This is a genomic window from Ruegeria alba, from assembly GCF_022321465.1.
In the GTDB taxonomy this organism is placed as follows: domain Bacteria; phylum Pseudomonadota; class Alphaproteobacteria; order Rhodobacterales; family Rhodobacteraceae; genus Ruegeria_B; species Ruegeria_B alba.
The window spans coordinates 377,352-394,116 of the sequence record NZ_JAKOEM010000001.1 but is presented as its reverse complement, the minus strand read 5'-3'; the positions used below and the strand labels follow the sequence as shown (position 1 = coordinate 394,116).

General features: G+C 63.7%; 14 protein-coding genes. 10 read left to right on the top strand and 4 right to left on the bottom strand.

What is annotated here, in order from left to right; all coding sequences use genetic code 11:
* Positions 1 to 13: 13 nt before the first annotated feature.
* The 3 genes from MB818_RS01880 to MB818_RS01870 all read left to right on the top strand — a co-directional run bounded on the left by MB818_RS01880 (position 14) and on the right by MB818_RS01870 (position 5,266).
* Entirely contained in the window at positions 14 to 1,900 is a 1,887-nt protein-coding gene (locus MB818_RS01880; protein ID WP_234136651.1) for an AMP-dependent synthetase/ligase, read from the top strand.
* Positions 1,901 to 1,929: 29 nt separating this feature from the next.
* Positions 1,930 to 3,090, top strand: a complete 1,161-nt coding sequence (locus MB818_RS01875; RefSeq protein WP_234215741.1) for an ABC transporter substrate-binding protein — start codon at positions 1,930 to 1,932, stop codon at positions 3,088 to 3,090.
* Positions 3,091 to 3,163: 73 nt separating this feature from the next.
* Positions 3,164 to 5,266 (top strand): molybdopterin oxidoreductase family protein, encoded by a 2,103-nt coding sequence (locus MB818_RS01870; RefSeq protein ID WP_238903704.1) that lies wholly within the window; start codon positions 3,164 to 3,166, stop codon positions 5,264 to 5,266.
* Positions 5,267 to 5,442: 176 nt separating this feature from the next.
* On the opposite strand, the gene nagA is transcribed toward MB818_RS01870, so the two are convergent.
* From nagA to MB818_RS01850, 4 genes are read right to left on the bottom strand one after another with little or no spacing between them, the layout of a single operon-like run.
* Positions 5,443 to 6,588 (bottom strand): N-acetylglucosamine-6-phosphate deacetylase, encoded by a 1,146-nt coding sequence (nagA, locus tag MB818_RS01865; RefSeq protein WP_234136648.1) that lies wholly within the window; start codon positions 6,586 to 6,588, stop codon positions 5,443 to 5,445.
* Positions 6,585 to 7,616 carry an SIS domain-containing protein gene (locus tag MB818_RS01860; RefSeq protein ID WP_234136647.1) on the bottom strand — a complete coding sequence of 344 codons (1,032 nt, stop codon included), beginning with the start codon at positions 7,614 to 7,616 and terminating at the stop codon, positions 6,585 to 6,587. Before MB818_RS01860 ends, nagA begins: the two co-directional genes overlap by 4 nt.
* 8 nt (positions 7,617 to 7,624) lie before the next feature.
* Positions 7,625 to 8,401: a GntR family transcriptional regulator gene (locus MB818_RS01855; RefSeq protein WP_238903702.1), complete on the bottom strand. Its 777-nt coding sequence runs from the start codon at positions 8,399 to 8,401 to the stop codon at positions 7,625 to 7,627.
* Positions 8,398 to 9,288, bottom strand: coding sequence for a glucosamine kinase nucleotide-binding domain-containing protein (locus tag MB818_RS01850; protein WP_238903701.1), 891 nt, complete (start codon positions 9,286 to 9,288; stop codon positions 8,398 to 8,400). Before MB818_RS01850 ends, MB818_RS01855 begins: the two co-directional genes overlap by 4 nt.
* Positions 9,289 to 9,446: 158 nt before the next feature.
* On the opposite strand from MB818_RS01850, the gene MB818_RS01845 reads away from it, so the two are divergent.
* The 7 genes from MB818_RS01845 to MB818_RS01815 all read left to right on the top strand — a co-directional run bounded on the left by MB818_RS01845 (position 9,447) and on the right by MB818_RS01815 (position 16,764).
* Positions 9,447 to 10,355: an N-acetylmuramic acid 6-phosphate etherase gene (locus MB818_RS01845; RefSeq protein ID WP_238903699.1), complete on the top strand. Its 909-nt coding sequence runs from the start codon at positions 9,447 to 9,449 to the stop codon at positions 10,353 to 10,355.
* Positions 10,352 to 11,602 (top strand): ABC transporter substrate-binding protein, encoded by a 1,251-nt coding sequence (locus MB818_RS01840; protein ID WP_238903697.1) that lies wholly within the window; start codon positions 10,352 to 10,354, stop codon positions 11,600 to 11,602. The genes MB818_RS01845 and MB818_RS01840 overlap by 4 nt, the downstream gene beginning before the upstream one ends.
* Before the next feature lie 56 nt (positions 11,603 to 11,658).
* Positions 11,659 to 12,573, top strand: a complete 915-nt coding sequence (locus tag MB818_RS01835) for a carbohydrate ABC transporter permease (protein ID WP_234137020.1) — start codon at positions 11,659 to 11,661, stop codon at positions 12,571 to 12,573.
* A gap of 12 nt (positions 12,574 to 12,585) precedes the next feature.
* Entirely contained in the window at positions 12,586 to 13,425 is an 840-nt protein-coding gene (locus MB818_RS01830; protein ID WP_234136642.1) for a carbohydrate ABC transporter permease, read from the top strand.
* Complete coding sequence (locus MB818_RS01825; protein WP_238903695.1) at positions 13,422 to 14,450, top strand: Gfo/Idh/MocA family protein; 1,029 nt, start codon at positions 13,422 to 13,424, stop codon at positions 14,448 to 14,450. Before MB818_RS01830 ends, MB818_RS01825 begins: the two co-directional genes overlap by 4 nt.
* 1 nt (position 14,451) lies before the next feature.
* Positions 14,452 to 15,453 carry an ABC transporter ATP-binding protein gene (locus tag MB818_RS01820; protein ID WP_234136640.1) on the top strand — a complete coding sequence of 334 codons (1,002 nt, stop codon included), beginning with the start codon at positions 14,452 to 14,454 and terminating at the stop codon, positions 15,451 to 15,453.
* A 276-nt stretch (positions 15,454 to 15,729) separates the two neighbouring features.
* Positions 15,730 to 16,764, top strand: coding sequence for a catalase (locus tag MB818_RS01815; protein WP_234136639.1), 1,035 nt, complete (start codon positions 15,730 to 15,732; stop codon positions 16,762 to 16,764).
* Position 16,765: the final 1 nt, after the last annotated feature.

Genomic DNA, 16,765 nt, shown 5'->3' with positions numbered 1-16,765 from the left:
AGAGGTGGACAAGATGGATACACGCACCCTGCCCGCCCAGACCGTGATCAACGGGGTCACGTTCAACGCCACGCCGGGCCAGCGCCCGGTGCTGGTGGACGGTACCACCACGATCTCGGCCCTGTTCCAGAAACGCTGCGCCGAGTTGGGCACCCGCACCGCGCATCGGGAAAAGGATTTCGGCATCTGGAAATCCTATTCCTGGGCCGATTACTGGCAGCATGCCAAATGGATCGGCCTTGCCTTGCGCAAGCTGGGGCTGAAACGCGGCGAGGTCGTCTCGATCCTCAGCGAGGACCGCAAGGAATGGGCCTGGTTCGACATGGGCATTCAGGCCGTCGGCGGCATCGCCTCGGGTGTCTATACGACCGACTCGGCCAGCCAGCTGAAATACCTGATCAACGACAGCGACAGCCGGTTCCTGATTGCCGAGAACGAGGAACAGTTGGACAAGTATCTGCAGATCGAGGGCGAGGTTCCCGGCCTGCTCAACGTCATCATCCTCGAAGATGAGGGCCTGCATGACCTGAACCATCCCCGCTGTCTGATGATCGACAAGCTCTACGAGATCGGCCGAGAGGCGGAAAAGGAAGAGCCGGGCGCGTTCGAGGCCGAGATCGCCCTGACCCGGCCCGAGGATGTGGCGCTGCTGATCTATACCTCGGGCACCACCGGCATGCCCAAGGGCGCGATGCTGACGCACGAGAACATCATGGCCGGAATCGAGGCGGGCGCCCACAGGTTGCCGACCGAGGAGACTGACGAGCAGCTGTGTTTTCTGCCGCTCTGCCATATCCTGGAACGCGATGTGTCGATCTATTTCCCGCTCGCCTCCAAATGCACGGTGAATTTCGCCGAAAGCCCCGAGACGGTGTTTGCCAACCTGCAAGAGGTCTCGCCCGCGACCTTCACCGCGGTACCGCGGGTGTGGGAGAAGATCTATTCCCAGGTGCTGATCCTGGCGCAAGAGGCCACGCCCAGCGGGCGCGCGGCCTTTGGCATGGCGCTGCGGGCGGGCATGAAACGCGCGCAATACCTGATTGAAAACAAACCGGTTCCCGCCGGTGTGGCCGCAAATTTCTGGCTCTGGGACCGGCTGGTACTGCGCAACCTGCGCCGCATGCTGGGCATGGACAAGATGCGACGGGGCGGCACCGGGGCGGCGCCGATCTCGCCCGAGCTGCTGAAATGGTACTGGGCCATCGGCGTGCCGCTGGTCGAAGGCTACGGCATGACCGAAACCGCCGGGATCGCCACCATCAACACGCCCGAGGAAAACCGGATCGGCACGATCGGCAAGGTGGTTCCCGGCATCGAGGTGCGCATCGCCGAGGGCGGCGAGATCCAGGTCAAGGGGCTCAACATCTTCAAGGGCTACTGGCGCAACAACGAAAAGACCGCCGAAAGCTTTACCGACGACGGCTGGCTGCGCACCGGCGATATCGGGCGGATGGACGGTGATGGCTATGTCACCATCACCGGGCGGCTCAAGGACATCATCATCACCGCCGGGGGCAAGAACATCACCCCCGCCGAGATCGAAAGCCGGCTGAAATTCAGCCATTACATCTCGGACGCGGTGATCGTCGGCGACAAGCGCAAGTTCCTGACCTGCCTGATCATGATCGACCAGGAAAACGTCGAGAAATTCGCGCAGGATCGCAAGGTGCCGTTTTCGAACTTCGCCTCGCTCTGCGCCGCCAAGGAGGTGCGCGAGCTTATCGCGGCCGAGGTCGCACAGGTGAACAAGGAATTCGCGCGGGTCGAGCAGATCAAGGATTTCCGCCTGATCGACGTGCTGCTGACCGCCGAAGACGACGAGCTGACCGCGACGATGAAACTGAAACGCAGTTTTGTCGAAAAGAAACACGCACATCTCATCGAAGATATGTACAAATAACAACAGGGCCATCCAAAGGGAGGAATATGATGAAGAACATGATCAAGGGTCTGCTGGCGGCCACCGCGCTGACTGCGGCGGCGGGGCTGGCCAGCGCCGAAACCCAGGGTGTGACCGATGACGAAATCGTCATCGGCGCGGTCAACGACCTGAGCGGCATCTTCGCCGCCGTGGGCGTACCCGCCACCAAGGGCGCCAATGTCTATTTCGACAAGATCAACGCCGCCGGCGGCGTGCATGGGCGCCAGATCCGCTATGTGGTCGAGGACCACGGCTATCAGATGCCGCGCGCGATGCAGGGCTTCAACAAGCTGCTGAACCGCGACAAGGTCTTTGCGATGATGCAAAACCTGGGCACGCCGATGAACCTAGCCGGGTTCAAGCTGATCGATCCGATGGGCATTCCGAACATCGCCCCGCTGTCGGCAGCGCGTCAGATGATCCAGGAACCGATGGGCAACAAGTTCACCTCGTTCTCGAGCTATTTCGACCAGAGCCGGGTGGGCGTGAAGTATCTGGCCAGCGCACATGGGGCCAAGAATGTCTGCACCATGTATCTGCCCACCGATTTTGGTAAGGAGATCCTTGAAGGCACCAAGGCCGGGGTCGAGGAAGCGGGTCTGACCTTTGCCGCCGAGACCACCCACAAGCCGGATGAGACCGATTTCGTGGGCTCGCTCAGCAAACTCAAGGAATCGGGCTGCGAGATCGTGACGATCGCTTTGGGCGTACGTCAGGCGATCACCATCGTCGGCACCGCCAAGAAGATGGGCCTGTCCGACATGCAATTCATGGGGACTTCGGCCAGCTTCCTGACCGTGGTGGCACAGGTTCCGGGCGGCGTGACCGAGGGTTTCTATGCCGCAGCCAGCTGGCAGGACCTGTGGGCGCGCGCAGACGAGCCCGCCCCGAAAGCCTTCATCGAGGAATACAAGGCCGCAACCGGTGAAGACCCGCAAGGCTTTGCCATGCTCGGCTATGCCGCGGCCCAGCAGATGGTCATGGCGCTCGAGGCCGCTGGCCCCGATCTGACCCATGAAAGCTTCATCGCCGCGATGGAAACGCTCGATTATCAGGACGATCTGGTCGGCAACCATATCAACTATGGCCCCGACGATCACCAGGGCGCGGACTCGGTCTATGTTCTCAAGGTCGAGAATGGCGGCTGGGCCAAGGTCCACGAGGAATAAGACCTGAAAATCGCGGGCGTCCGAAGGTTTCGGGCGCCCGTTTTCCGTCCAGCCCCCAGCAAGGAAGCGCCGCATGTCCGCCCCTCATACCCAGCCGCGTATCCAGCATCGCAGCTGCAACATATGCGAGGCCATGTGCGGCCTGATCATCACACATGACGACAACGACGTTCTGTCGATCCGTCCCGATCCCGAGGATCCGCTGTCGCACGGCCATATCTGCCCCAAGGCGGTCGCCTTGCAGGATTTCCGCACCGATCCCGACCGGGTGACCAAACCCTTGCTGAAACGCGACAGCGATTTCGAGGAAATCAGCTGGGAGGCGGCGTTTGACCATGCCGCCGAGCGTATCCGCGCCGTGCAGGCCGCCCATGACCGGGACGCGGTGGGCGTTTATCTCGGCAATCCCAACGCGCATAAATTCGGCAACCTTCTGAACCTGCCGGCACTGGTCAAGGCGATCGGCACGACCAACCGCTACAGCTCGGCCACCGCCGATCAAATCCCCCATCACGTCGCTTCGATCCACATGCTGGGCCACCCGATGCTGATGCCGATCCCCGATATCGACCGCACCGATTTCCTGTTGATCATCGGTGGCAACCCGGTGGTTTCGAACGGTTCGATGATGACAGCACCGGGCTATGGCCGCCGCATCGACGCGATCAAGGCGCGCGGTGGCCGGGTCGTCGTAATCGACCCGCGCCGGACCGAGACCGCCGAGCGCGCGGGGGAGCATCACTTCATCCGCCCCGAAAGCGACGCCTGGCTGCTGATGGCGATGCTGCATGTGATCCTGTCGGACGGCCCTGCCCGCCTGCGCCACCTGGAACCACTGACGGATGGACTGGACCGGCTGAGCGCCACTGTCGCCCGTTTCACCCCCGAGCGCGCCGCCCAGGCCACCGGGATCGGCGCTGACACCATCCGCCAGTTGGCCCGCGATTTCGCCGCCGCCCCCCGCGCCGCCTGTTACGCCCGCATGGGCGCCTCGACGCAAAGCTTTGGCACGCTCTGCCAATGGGCCACCAACGCGCTCAACATCGTGACCGGCAATTTCGACCGCGAAGGCGGCGCCATGTTCACCACCCCGGCGGTGGACTATGTCGGCATGACCTCGCGCAAGGGCAAGGCGCGCCGCTATCCCGAACGGCGCTCGCGGGTGTCGGGCCAGCCGCTCTACAATGGCGAATTTCCGGTCTCGGTGCTGGCCGAAGAGATCGAGACACCCGGCCCCGGCCAGATCCGCGCGCTGGTGACCGTGGCGGGCAATCCGGTGCTGACCGCGCCGAACGGGCGGCGCATCGAACGCGCGCTTCAGGAGCTTGATTTCATGATGTCGCTCGACATTCATGTAAACGACACCACCCGGCACGCCGACCTGATCCTGCCCGGTACCGTGGCGCTCGAAGAGACGGTCTATGACATGGTGTTCCACACGTTTTCGGTGCGCAACACGGTGGGCTATGCGACCCCGATCTTTGCACCGCCGCAAGGCAATCCGCCCGAATGGGAGGTCATTGCCCGACTGACCGCAAAGCTGACCGGCGCCAACCAGATCGGCCCGGCGCCCGATCAGGTGCTCGCGGTGCTGCTGGCGCAGGGGTTCCATGGCGACAGTGTCTCGCTCGAAACGCTGCAACAGACAGGCCGCCCGCGCGATCTGGGTCCGTTGAAGCCGAACCTGACCGACCGGCTGGAGACCCCGGAGGGACGTCTCGACCTGGCGCCCCAAGCCTTTCTGGACGACCTGCCGCGCCTGCTGGCCAGCAGCGACACCCCCGATCCCGCGCGTCCCCTTTTCTTGATCGGACGGAGACAGGCACGCAGCCACAACAGCTGGACCCAGAACAGCCCGCGCCTGGTCAAGGGCCGCAACCGCTGCACGGTCGAGGTGAACCCGGCTGATGCCACCCGCCTCGGCCTTGCCGACGGCGCGCAGGCCCGCGTCACCAGCGCGGCCGGCACGGTCACCCTGCCTGTCGAAGTGACCGAAGCCATGGCGCCGGGCGTCGTCTCCATCCCCCAGGGCTGGGGCCAGCAAGGAGGCCACCTTTCGGCAGCAACGCAAAACCGGACCGTTTCGATCAACGACCTGACCGACGACCGCCGCACCGACCCGCTCAGCGGCAATGCCGCGTTCAACGGCCTGCCGGTCTCACTGCATCCGGCCTGACACGTATTTCATTTCGCCCGAAATACTCCGGGGGAGGAGACAAAATTCGTCGAATTTTGTCTCTCGGGAGCAGAGCCCCCGCGCCGTGCGCAGCACGGCGCCCGGCCCAACGGGAGGCGGGGTTTTCGTCAGAAAACCCCAACGACGGGCGGGAGCGCCCTGTTCCACGACTTGTCTCAGCCGATCTCCAGACCGTCCCGCCACACCCGGCGCAGCGCCAATTGATCGTCCAGATGCACCAGATCAGCCCGCGCGCCGGGCGCAAGCCGCCCCAGGTCCGCGCGCCCGATCAGATCGGCAGGCGAGCGCGTGGCCATGCCGACCGCCGCGGCCACATCCAGCCCTGCCATGGCCATTACGTTGCGTATCGCCTGCGCCAGCTCAAGATGCGCCCCGGCAAGGGTTCCATCGGCAAGTGTCAGCCGGTCGCCGCTGCGCCGGATCTCGCGCCCGTTGAGGGTGAACGCATCGATATCGGATCCCGCCGTCGCCATGGAATCACTGACCAGAAACACCCGTCCCGGACCGGCCTTGGCCCGGATCGCATTGCCCAGCGAGGCGGGATGCACGTGGATGCCATCGGCGATAATCCCCGCCGACAGCGCCCCCAGCGCCAGTGCCGCGCCCACCACGCCCGGCTCACGATTGCCCATCTGGCTTTGTGCATTGAACAGATGGGTGACACAGGCCGCCCCTGCATCTGCCGCTGCGCGGCAGTCCTCGAAACGCGCATCGGTATGACCCATCGACACCAGTACCCCGGCCGCGGTCAACGCGCGGATCTGCTCCGGCGTCACGCTCTCGGTCGCCAGCGTGACCTTGAGCAGAGGCAGCCGCCGCGCCGCCTCCAGCAGCAGCGCCAGATCTTCCTCCTCCATCACACGGATCAGCGCCGGGTCATGGGCGCCCTTGCGCGAGAGGGCCAGGTGCGGCCCCTCCAGATGCAGGCCCGCGATCCCCGGCACGCCACCGGCCACTGCCGCCTCGACCGCCGCGATGGCGGCGGTCACCACGCCCGGAGCATCGGTGATCAGCGTCGGCAGGATGGTGGTCGCCCCGATCCGGCCATGCGCCTCGGACATCCGGCGCAAAGTGTCGACAGAGGGCGCGTTGTTCAACATCACGCCCCCGCCGCCATTGACCTGTAGATCGACGAAACCGGGGACCAGCCACCCCCCTTCGAGTCGCAGATGCCGTGCCCCGGCGGGGGTCTCTCCTTCGGATGCGACCCGCAGAATCCGGCCCGCCTCGACCAGCAGCGCTTGCCCCTCGACAACGCCTTCGGGCGTCAGGATTCGGGCTCCGGACAGGGCAAGGGTCATACCGTCTCCGTCACCTTGTTGAGATGGCGCGGCGCGTCCGGGTCGATGCCACGCTCGGCGGCAAAGGCCTCGACCATGGCATAGAAGGATACGATCAGGCTCAGCGGATCGGTCAGCGGATGGCCGCTGCGCACATGGTCCAGCGCATGGGCGCGGCTGACCCGCCCGGTGGTGGCAAACACGGTGGCGCCCTTGGCCGCGATCTGGTCGGCGATCTCGGCCAGCGGCGCCTCGGCGGCATCCTCCGCGGCAAAGCCCAGCACCGGGAACCCCTCCTCGACGATCGAGACAGGTCCGTGCAGCACCTCGGCCGAGGAATAGCTCTCGGCATGCAATTGGCAGGTTTCCTTGAACTTCAGCGCGGCCTCGTTCGAGACCGCCAGCGCGGTGCCCCGACCCAGGGTAAAGAGCGAGGGCCGCGCCCCGATGGCGGCGCGCATCTCTGGCCAGTCGATGCGGCTGGCCGCCGCCAGCGTTTCAGGCAGGTTGCCAAGTGCGGCGCGCAGCCCCTCATCCTCGGCCCAGTCGGCCAGTAGCATCAGCCCGGCCACCGCCGAGGTGACAAAGGTCTTGGTCGCCGCCACGCTCAGTTCGGGCCCGGCATGGATGTCGATCGTATGATCGCTGACCCCGGCCAGGGGCGAAGCGGCATCGTTGGTCAGCGCCACGCTCAGCGCCCCATCGCGCCCTGCATTGCGGGCCATGGCGACGATATCGGGACTCTTGCCCGATTGCGACACCGACAGGCAAAGCGCCCGCTCAAGCCTGAGCCGCGCATCGTAGACAGACGCCACCGACGGGCCGATCGAGGCGACCGGCAGACCCAGCAGCAGTTCGGCGGCATATTTCAGATAGGTGCAGACATGATCGGACGAGCCGCGCGCCACCGTCGCGATAAACAGGGGATCGCGCAGACGCAGCACGGCGGCCACCCGGGCCACATCCTGCGCCCCGTGGTCCAGCAGACGCTGCACCGCCTCGGGGATTTCGTCGATCTCGCGCCGCATGCGCGTGATATGCTGGGTCATGATCAGTCCTAGCTGTTGCCAAGGCGCAGTTCGGCCACGAAATCGTAGGCGTCCGCGCGGTAAAGAGAGCGGGTGTACTCGATGACCCGCCGGTTCGGCAGGTACGAGGTGCGAATGATGCGAAGCCCCGCCGTACCGGGTTCCACCCCCAGCAGCGCTGCGTCCTCTGCTCCCAGATTGACCGCCGAGATCCGTTGTAGCGCCCGCACCGGGCGGTTGCCGTCGCGTTCAAGCACCGCATAAAGCGACGAGGTCACCAGTTGCGGGTCAGGCAGGATATCGGTGGGCAGCGAGGCGCGTTCGATCGCCATGGGGCGCCCCTCGGCGCGGCGCAGGCGTGCCACCCGCGCCACCTGCTCGCCCGAGCTGAGCGCCAGCGCCATCACCTCTTCGGGCGAGGGGATGAACACGCCGCGCGTCAGCCATTCGCTGGTGACGTTGAGGCCACGCCGCTCCATATCCTCGGTGAACGAGGTCAGATGCGAAAGCGATTGCTCGACCCGGGGCGCGGCATCGGCCACGAAACTGCCCGAACCCTGGCGCTGAACGATGATGCCGCGATCGACCAGCTCTTGCATCGCCCGGCGCACGGTAACACGCGACAGGCCGGTCAGGCTGGCAATCTCGCGCTCGCCCGGCAAGGGCGCGCTCTTCGCCAGCAAACCGCTGTCGATGCTCTGCTCGATCCGCTTGCGCAGCCGCACATAGAGCGGCCCCGCCGCGTCCTCGACCCACGCACCGGGGCGCAGATAGGTCTCGATGGTTTCCACGGTATCGCTGTTCATGCCGCTCCCCTCGCGCTGCGTTCCGCCAGCCGGCGGGCCAGTTCCAGCCCGCCATCCAGCGCCGTTCCCCGCGCGGGGGTGAACGCAGCGGACATGTCCGCAGGCAGGAATGGTGTATAGCGCCCGGCCAGGCCGCCAAGAGCGCAGATCGCCTCGCCCGGCTGCCAGCCAAGCGCGTGCAGGCCGCGGGACAGATAGTCGGCCCCTGCCCGCATCAGCGCCTGCCCCAGCGGATCGCCCGCCTCGGCGGCCTCGACCACCATGGGTGCCAGCGCCGCGTAATCGGCAGGCCCGGCCTCGGCCGAAAACCGCACGATGGCATTGCTGCCCGCTCCGATCCGGGCGCCCAGGGTCGCGACCAGTGGCGTGGCCGCCTCCAGACCGTCCTGCGCCCACAGGCAGCGGCGCAACAGCGCCATGCCCAGCCAGCAGCCCGAGGCCTCGTCACCCAGCGACCAGCCATAGCCGCCGATCAGGCGGATGCCATCGGCATCCTGACGCCCCAGAAAAGAGCCGGTCCCGACGCCGATCAGGCAACCGGTCCGCTCCCCCAGCGCGCCCACCACGGCAGGCAAGCGGTCATCGGCCACTTCGACATGGCGCAACGGCAGGGCGGCGGCGACCTCTTGGGCCGCAGTGTTATCGATCACGCCGGCAAGTCCTGCAAAGACTGGAATGTCGACCAGGCTATCGGTCGGCAGACCCGCCTGAACCACAAGCCGCGCCAACCCCTCGCTCAAGGTGGCCAAGGCCCCGGTACGATTGGAAAACACATTGGCGCTGCCCAGGCGCAGTTCGTGCCGAATGGCGCCCGCCTGCAAGGCAAACCGGCAGGAGGTTCCCCCGCCATCGACCGCAACCAGATATGGAAAGCCAGACTCATGCATGCAATACCTTTATAATACCTTTTAATGCCAATAAAGACCTTTGTGCGATGCTTTGCATGATTTCCGCTTGATTACGGCAGATATACGGCCTGCAACTGGAAGGAGGTAGACAAAAGGTATTAAATAGGTATTAGATACACCAGCCACAGGGGAATCATATGCTGCCGCAGACCGAGACATTGCGAGACGAGGCACGGGGATTGGACACCCGCCCCGGCCCCGAGATTCTCGCCCTGCTACTTCACGGCCAGCAGAGCGCGCTCGGCGCCATCCAAACCTGTCTGCCGCAGATCGACGCAGCAGCAGCACTGGTTGCGCAGGCCCTGCAAACCGGCGGCGACATCCACTATGCAGCAGCCGGTTCGTCGGCGCTGATGGGGTTGGCAGACGGCGTTGAGTTGCCCGGCACATTCGGCATCGCGCCCGAGCGCATCCATATCCACATGGCCGGTGGCGTCCCCGTGACGGCCGCCATGCCCGGCCATACCGAGGACGATGTGCAAGCGGCCGAAAAGGCCGCGCGCGGGGTCAAAAACGGCGACGTTGTGATCGCACTTTCCGCAAGTGGAACAACACCTTATCCAATCGCCTTCACCCGTATCGCAGCCGCATCCGGCGCGCGGATCGTGGCGATAGCCAACAATGCCGGCACGCCCCTTCTGACGCAGGCCGATTGCGCCATCCATCTGCCCACACCGCCCGAAGTGATCGCCGGATCGACCCGGCTGGGCGCGGCAACGGCGCAAAAGGCGGTTCTGAACATGATCTCGACGCTGATGGCGATGCGGTTGGGCCATGTGCACGACGGCATGATGGTCAACCTGATTGCCGACAATGACAAATTGCGCCAGCGCGCATTGGGCATCGTTGAACGGATCGTTCCCGGCGCCGCGCCCCGGCAGGCGCTCGACCTGGCCGGCGGTCACGTCAAGGAAGCGGTATTGATCGCCGCCGGTGCCGTTACACGAGAACAGGCAAGCGCATTGCTGAACCGGACCGGAGGCCATTTGCGCCCGGCATTGGCGGAACTCGAAAAAAGCACAAACCAAGGGAGAGAAAATACATGAAAACCAGAGTATTGAGCGCCATTCTTTTGGCATCGACCGCGCTTGGCGGTGCGGCCTGGGCGGAAACGACCCTGACCATCGAAAGCTGGCGCAACGACGACTTGACCCTGTGGCAGGACAAGATCATTCCCGCCTTCGAGGCCAAGCATCCCGACATCAAGGTCAAGTTCACCCCTTCGGCCCCGGCGGAATACAATGCCGTGCTGAACGCCAAGCTCGATGCGGGTTCGGCCGGTGACCTGATCACCTGCCGCCCCTTCGACACCTCGCTGGGCCTTTACCAGAACGGCCACCTGGCCGACCTGAGCGACCTCGGCGGCATGGCCAATTTCTCGGATGTGGCGAAATCCGCCTGGCAGACCGATGATGGCGCCGCCACTTTCTGCGTGCCGATGGCTTCGGTCATCCATGGCTTTATCTACAACAAGGACGCCTTTGCCGAGCTGGGGCTGAACGTGCCCGAGACCGAGGCCGAGTTCTTTGACGTGCTGGAGAAGATCAAGGCGGACGGCAGCTATATCCCGATGGCGATGGGGACCAACGACCAGTGGGAAGCCGCCACCATGGGGTACAACAATATCGGCCCGAACTACTGGAAGGGCGAGGAAGGCCGCCTGGCGCTGATCAACGGCGAACAGAAGCTGACCGACGAGGCCTGGGTCGCGCCCTATCGCGCTCTGGCCAAATGGGGCGGCTATCTGGGCGACGGGTACGAGGCACAGACCTATCCCGACAGTCAGAACCTGTTCACCCTGGGCCGGGCCGCGATCTATCCTGCCGGCAGCTGGGAGATCACCGGCTTCAACGCACAGGCCGATTTCGAGATGGGCGCCTTCAAGCCGCCGGTACAGAATGCGGGCGACAAATGCTATATCTCGGACCATACCGATATCGCGATCGGCATGAATGCCGCCTCGCCCAATGCCGAGGCCGCGCGAACCTTCCTTGACTGGGTCGGCTCCGAAGAGTTTGCCAATATCTATGCCAACGCCCTGCCCGGCTTCTTCTCGCTGTCGAGTTTCGATGTGCCGATGCAGGACCCGCTGGCGCAGGAATTCGTCAGCTGGCGTGGCGAATGCGGCTCGACCATCCGCTCGACCTATCAGATCCTGTCGCGCGGCACGCCGAACCTGGAAAACGAGACCTGGAACGCCTCGGTGCAGGTGATCAAGGGCGCCGAAAGCCCCGAGGATGCCGGCAAGCGGCTGCAGGACGGTCTGGCCAGCTGGTACGACCCGCAGAAGTAACCTGAAATCGGCCGGTTCCGCCTGACGGGGCCGGCCCCGACCGGATGAGGCATACCATGGGCGCGAGCCGGATCAAATGGCATGTCGTGGTCTTTCTTGCACCTGCTGTGCTGGTCTATACCGCGATCATGATCTTCCCCCTTTTCAATACCTTGCGGCTCGCTCTTTACAGCGAGGCAGATCAGGTGCGGGCGTTTGTCGGGCTCGACAATTTCCGCCGCCTGTTTGGCGATCCGAACTGGTCGGGGGCGTTCTGGAACGCGCTGGGCAACAATTTCTGGTTCTTCTTCATCCATATGCTGGTGCAGAACCCGATCGGCATCGCGCTGGCCGCGATCCTCAGCCATCCGCGCCTGCGCTTTGCCGCCTTTTACCGCTCGGCCATCTTCATTCCGACCATCCTCAGCTTTGTCATCGTGGGGTTTGCCTGGAAACTGATCCTCAGCCCGATCTGGGGCATCGCCCCCGACATGCTGGACGCCATCGGCCTGAAATCGCTGTTCGCGCCCTGGCTGGGCAAGGAGGAATACGCGCTGACCACGTTGGCGCTGATCTCGGTGTGGCAGTTCGTGGGCATCCCGATGATGCTGATCTATGCCGCGCTGTTGTCGATCCCCGAAGAGATACTGGAGGCCGCCGAAGTCGAGGGGCTGACCGGCATGGCCGCCTTCTGGAAGATCAAGCTGCCGCTGATCCTGCCCTCGATCGGGATCATCTCGATCCTGACATTTGTGGGTAATTTCAACGCCTTCGACCTGATTTATGCGGCACAGGGCGCGCTGGCGGGGCCGAATTTCGCCACCGATATCCTGGGCACCTTCATGTATCGCACCTTCTTCGGCTTTCAGCTGCAACTGGGCGATCCGCATATGGGCTCGGCGATTGCCACCGCGATGTTCGCGATCATCCTGCTGGGGGTCTGTGTCTATCTCTTTGCGATCCAGACTCGGATCCGCCGCTATCAGTTCTGAGGGGAGCAAGAGATGAACAAGGCCCGCCGCAACCCCGCCAATACCCTTGCCATGCATGGGGCGCTGATCCTCTATACCTGCATCGCGCTGTTCCCGGTCTTTGTGATCCTGATCAACAGCTTCAAGACCCGCAAGGCGATCTTTCGCGAGCCACTGGCCCTGCCCGATGCCGACAGCTTCTCGATGATCGGCTATCAGACGGTGATGAAACAGGGGGATTTCTTTCTTTATTTCCAGAACTCGATGATCGTGACCGTGGCCTCGCTGTTCTTTGTCCTCATGTTCGGGGCGATGGCGGCCTTTGCGCTCAGTGAATACCGGTTCCGGGGCAATACGCTGATGGGCCTCTATCTGGCGCTGGGGATCATGATCCCAATCCGCATCGGTACCGTCGCCATTCTGGAGTTGATGGTGGCCAGCGGGCTGGTCAATACGCTCTGGGCGCTGATCCTGGTCTATACCGCGCAGGGGCTGCCGCTGGCCGTGTTCATCCTCAGCGAGTTCATGCGCCAGGTCAGCGATGATCTGAAGAATGCGGGCCGGATCGACGGGCTGAGCGAATACACCATCTTCTTTCGCCTCGTGCTGCCGCTGGTGCGCCCCGCCATGGCGACGGTGGCGGTGTTCAACATGATCCCGATCTGGAACGACCTGTGGTTCCCGCTGATCCTGGCCCCGGCCGAGGAAACCAAGACCCTGACGCTGGGCAGCCAGGTCTTCATCGGTCAGTTCGTCACCGACTGGAACGCGGTCCTGTCGGCGCTCAGCATGGCGATCCTGCCGGTCATGGTCCTTTATGTCATCTTCTCGCGGCAGTTGATCCGCGGCATCACAAGTGGAGCCGTCAAATGACCCGTGTCCTGGTCGCCGGTCTTGGCAATATGGGTCTCAGCCACGCGCTGGCCCATCACCACCACCCTCAGGCGCAGATCGTGGGCCTCGTGAACCGCTCGGGCGTGACCGACCATCCCGATTTGCAGGCCTATCCGGTGTTTACCGATTTCCATGCGGCGCTGGAGCAGACACGGCCCGATCTGGTGGTGATCGCCACCTATTCCGACAGCCATGCCGATTTCGCCTGCGCGGCGATGGCGGCGGGCGCGCATGTCTTTGTCGAAAAGCCGCTGGCCACCACCGTGGCCGATGCCCGCCGCGTGGTGGACTGCGCGACCAGAACCGGGCGCAAGCTGGTGGTGGGCTATATCCTGCGTCACCATCCCAGCTGGCAGCGGCTGATCGCCGAGGCGCGCGCGCTGGGCGGGCCTTATGTGTTTCGCCTGAACCTGAACCAGCAATCGGACGGCCCCACATGGGAGACCCACAAGGCGCTGATGCAGACCACCAGCCCGATCGTCGATTGCGGTGTGCATTATGTCGATGTGATGTGCCAGATCACCGATGCGCCCCCTGTGCGGGTCAACGGCATCGGCCTGCGCCTCAGCGACGAGATCGCGCCCGACATGTACAATTACGGCCAGTTCCAAGTGGTGTTCGCCGATGGCTCGGTCGGCTGGTACGAGGCAGGCTGGGGCCCGATGATGTCGGAAACCGCCTTTTTCGTAAAGGATATCATCAGCCCCAATGGCGCGGTGTCGATCACCGACGGCAACAAGGGCGCCTCGGACGATGTCGATGGCCATACCCGCGTGGGCGGGTTGCTGGTGCACCGCCCGGGCAACGACACCCTGATCGAGCTGGCGGGCGAACCCGGCCACCAGCAGCTCTGCGATACCGAACAGGCCTATATGCTGCGCGCCATCGCCGAGGATATCGACCTGACCCGACATATGAGCGATGCGGTGCAATCGCTGCGCATCTGCCTGGCCGCCGATCACAGCATTCGCACCGGCGCCCCCGTGGATTTGAGAGAGGACTGACATGACCGCCCTGACCCTGAGCAACGTGTGCAAATCCTTCGGCCCGGTCGATGTCCTCAAGAATATCGACCTCACCGTCGAGGACAGCGAATTCGTCGTCTTTGTCGGCCCCTCGGGCTGCGGCAAGTCCACCCTGCTGCGGGTCATCGCAGGGCTGGAAGAGGCGACCTCGGGCAGCATCGACATCGGTGGCCAGGTGGTCAACACGGTGCCCCCGGCCAAACGCGGCATCGCCATGGTATTCCAGTCCTATGCGCTCTACCCGCATCTGACCGTGCACGGCAACATGGCGCTGGGTCTGAAACAGGCGGGCCATCCCAGGGACGAGATCGAGCGCAGGATTGCCGAGGCGGCGCGGATGCTGTCGCTCGAGGCCTATCTGACGCGGCGCCCGTCCGAACTGTCGGGCGGCCAGCGCCAGCGCGTCGCCATCGGCCGCGCCATCGTGCGCAAGCCCAAGCTGTTCCTGTTCGACGAACCGCTGTCGAACCTCGACGCCGCCCTGCGCATGAACACCCGGATCGAGATCGCCAACCTGCACCGGCAACTGACCGCCTCGATGATCTATGTCACCCATGACCAGACCGAGGCGATGACGCTGGCCGACAAGATCGTGGTGCTGCGCGACGGCCGGGTCGAACAGGTGGGCAGCCCGCTTGAGCTTTACAACAACCCCGCCAACCGCTTTGTCGCCGAGTTCATCGGGTCGCCTGCCATGAATTTCGTGGACGCCGACCGGGTGGGCGGGCCGGTGGGCGCCACGCTGGGCATCAGACCCGAACATGCCCGCATCGGCGACACCGGCCCGCTGTCGGGCCAGGTGATGCATGTCGAGAAGCTGGGTGGTGACACCAACGTGATGATCGACCTGGGCCGGGACAGCCGGTTCACCGTGCGTGTCTTTGGTCAATACGAGATCGACCCCGGCGCCGAGGTCAGGATCGACTATGACACGGCGCGGACACTGCTGTTCAGCACCGAAGGGGCACGTATCGCCAGTTGAACCTTGGGAGCCGCGGCAGGCCCCGATCATGAGTGCCGCGCAAGTAGCACATCGCGTAGCGTGCGAGCCCCACGCGGGTGGCCCGGCAGGTCGAGATAGCAAACGATCTGCTGCCTTCCCCATGCGCCTGAAACGGGTTTCGAGACCAGATGAAAGTGCGCATTCGGGTTCATCTCCAGCCCCGAGAAAAAGAGTCTCGAACTTCGGCTTTTTCGTATAGGTTAGTGAACACACCACAGATTTTGTTTATTCCTTTCCCTCAAGCGGAGGAAACCGATGGCTGACCCGAAGCTTGTCAAAGACATTGTCGAGGCGCTTGATATTCGTGGCGGCAGTACCAAAAGACGGCCTGTCCACACAGTCGGCATTGGCGCAACCGGGCATTTCATCCCGTCGCCGGTAGCCCGCGATTTCTGTATCGCAGAGCATTTCCATCCCCCTTCCCAACCAGAGGGCATTCCTGTCGATGTCCGGTTTTCAAACGGGATGGGTGTTGTGGCCGAGCATGACGGTTGGTCGGACGTGCGAGGAATGGCAGTCCGATTTCATCTCACCGACGGCAAATCCACCGACCTGGTTGCCATGACACTTCCAGTGTTTTTCGCACCGACGCCCAAGAAGTTCCTCGATTTCGCTCTTGCTGCGCGGCCCGTTCGCTGTCGGCGCGAAACGCCTTGGCAAAAGATCAAGGACTACCTGCGATTGGAATTACCGATGCCGGATCCCTATCCGGGTCAGACAGAACGGCCGAACGAGAAAGCGATTGCCTTTGCGAATGAAAATGTCTGGGCACAGCCTGCGGTCATCGATGCCTCTTCGATCGGTGCCCCGACAAGCTACGTACGCGCCATGTATCATGCGGTGCACACCTTCGTGGTGACCGGTAAGGAAGAAGAGACGCGCTGGGTTCGGTTTTCGTGGTCGCCAATTGCTGGTGTCTTGAACACCGACCCGCTGAAACCGCCAGAGGACGATTACCTGAAACAAGACCTGATAGACCGCCTGGCGGGTGATCGGACCGAGCGGTTTTCCCTCGTCATGCACATCGGCGAAGAAGGTGACGATTTTAACGACTCCACCCAGCAGTGGCCGCCGCACCGTAAGCGGGTCATGATGGGGACACTGACCCTGAACCATGTGCCAGAGGATCAGGAGGCGCATTCCGAGAAGCTAAGTTTCAATCCCTGGCATCTTACTCCAGGGATAGAACCATCGGGTGATCCGATCCTGAGAATCCGCAAGGATGTATACGAGTATTCCAGCAATCGGCGGGGCGGTATTCCTTGCCCCTTCAGTGGCGTGAAAGGGTAAG

What these genes read in the sequence shown, in the direction of transcription:
- MB818_RS01855 (WP_238903702.1), bottom strand. Translation starts at nt 8,401, where the DNA reads ATGAACAGCGATACCGTGGAAACCATCGAGACCTATCTGCGCCCCGGT.
- MB818_RS01850 (WP_238903701.1), bottom strand. Translation starts at nt 9,288, where the DNA reads ATGCATGAGTCTGGCTTTCCATATCTGGTTGCGGTCGATGGCGGGGGA.
- MB818_RS01870 (WP_238903704.1), top strand. Translation starts at nt 3,164, where the DNA reads ATGTCCGCCCCTCATACCCAGCCGCGTATCCAGCATCGCAGCTGCAAC.
- MB818_RS01860 (WP_234136647.1), bottom strand. Translation starts at nt 7,616, where the DNA reads ATGACCCAGCATATCACGCGCATGCGGCGCGAGATCGACGAAATCCCC.
- MB818_RS01875 (WP_234215741.1), top strand. Translation starts at nt 1,930, where the DNA reads ATGAAGAACATGATCAAGGGTCTGCTGGCGGCCACCGCGCTGACTGCG.
- MB818_RS01815 (WP_234136639.1), top strand. Translation starts at nt 15,730, where the DNA reads ATGGCTGACCCGAAGCTTGTCAAAGACATTGTCGAGGCGCTTGATATT.
- MB818_RS01835 (WP_234137020.1), top strand. Translation starts at nt 11,659, where the DNA reads ATGGGCGCGAGCCGGATCAAATGGCATGTCGTGGTCTTTCTTGCACCT.
- MB818_RS01825 (WP_238903695.1), top strand. Translation starts at nt 13,422, where the DNA reads ATGACCCGTGTCCTGGTCGCCGGTCTTGGCAATATGGGTCTCAGCCAC.
- MB818_RS01830 (WP_234136642.1), top strand. Translation starts at nt 12,586, where the DNA reads ATGAACAAGGCCCGCCGCAACCCCGCCAATACCCTTGCCATGCATGGG.
- MB818_RS01840 (WP_238903697.1), top strand. Translation starts at nt 10,352, where the DNA reads ATGAAAACCAGAGTATTGAGCGCCATTCTTTTGGCATCGACCGCGCTT.
- MB818_RS01820 (WP_234136640.1), top strand. Translation starts at nt 14,452, where the DNA reads ATGACCGCCCTGACCCTGAGCAACGTGTGCAAATCCTTCGGCCCGGTC.
- MB818_RS01845 (WP_238903699.1), top strand. Translation starts at nt 9,447, where the DNA reads ATGCTGCCGCAGACCGAGACATTGCGAGACGAGGCACGGGGATTGGAC.
- MB818_RS01880 (WP_234136651.1), top strand. Translation starts at nt 14, where the DNA reads ATGGATACACGCACCCTGCCCGCCCAGACCGTGATCAACGGGGTCACG.
- nagA (WP_234136648.1), bottom strand. Translation starts at nt 6,588, where the DNA reads ATGACCCTTGCCCTGTCCGGAGCCCGAATCCTGACGCCCGAAGGCGTT.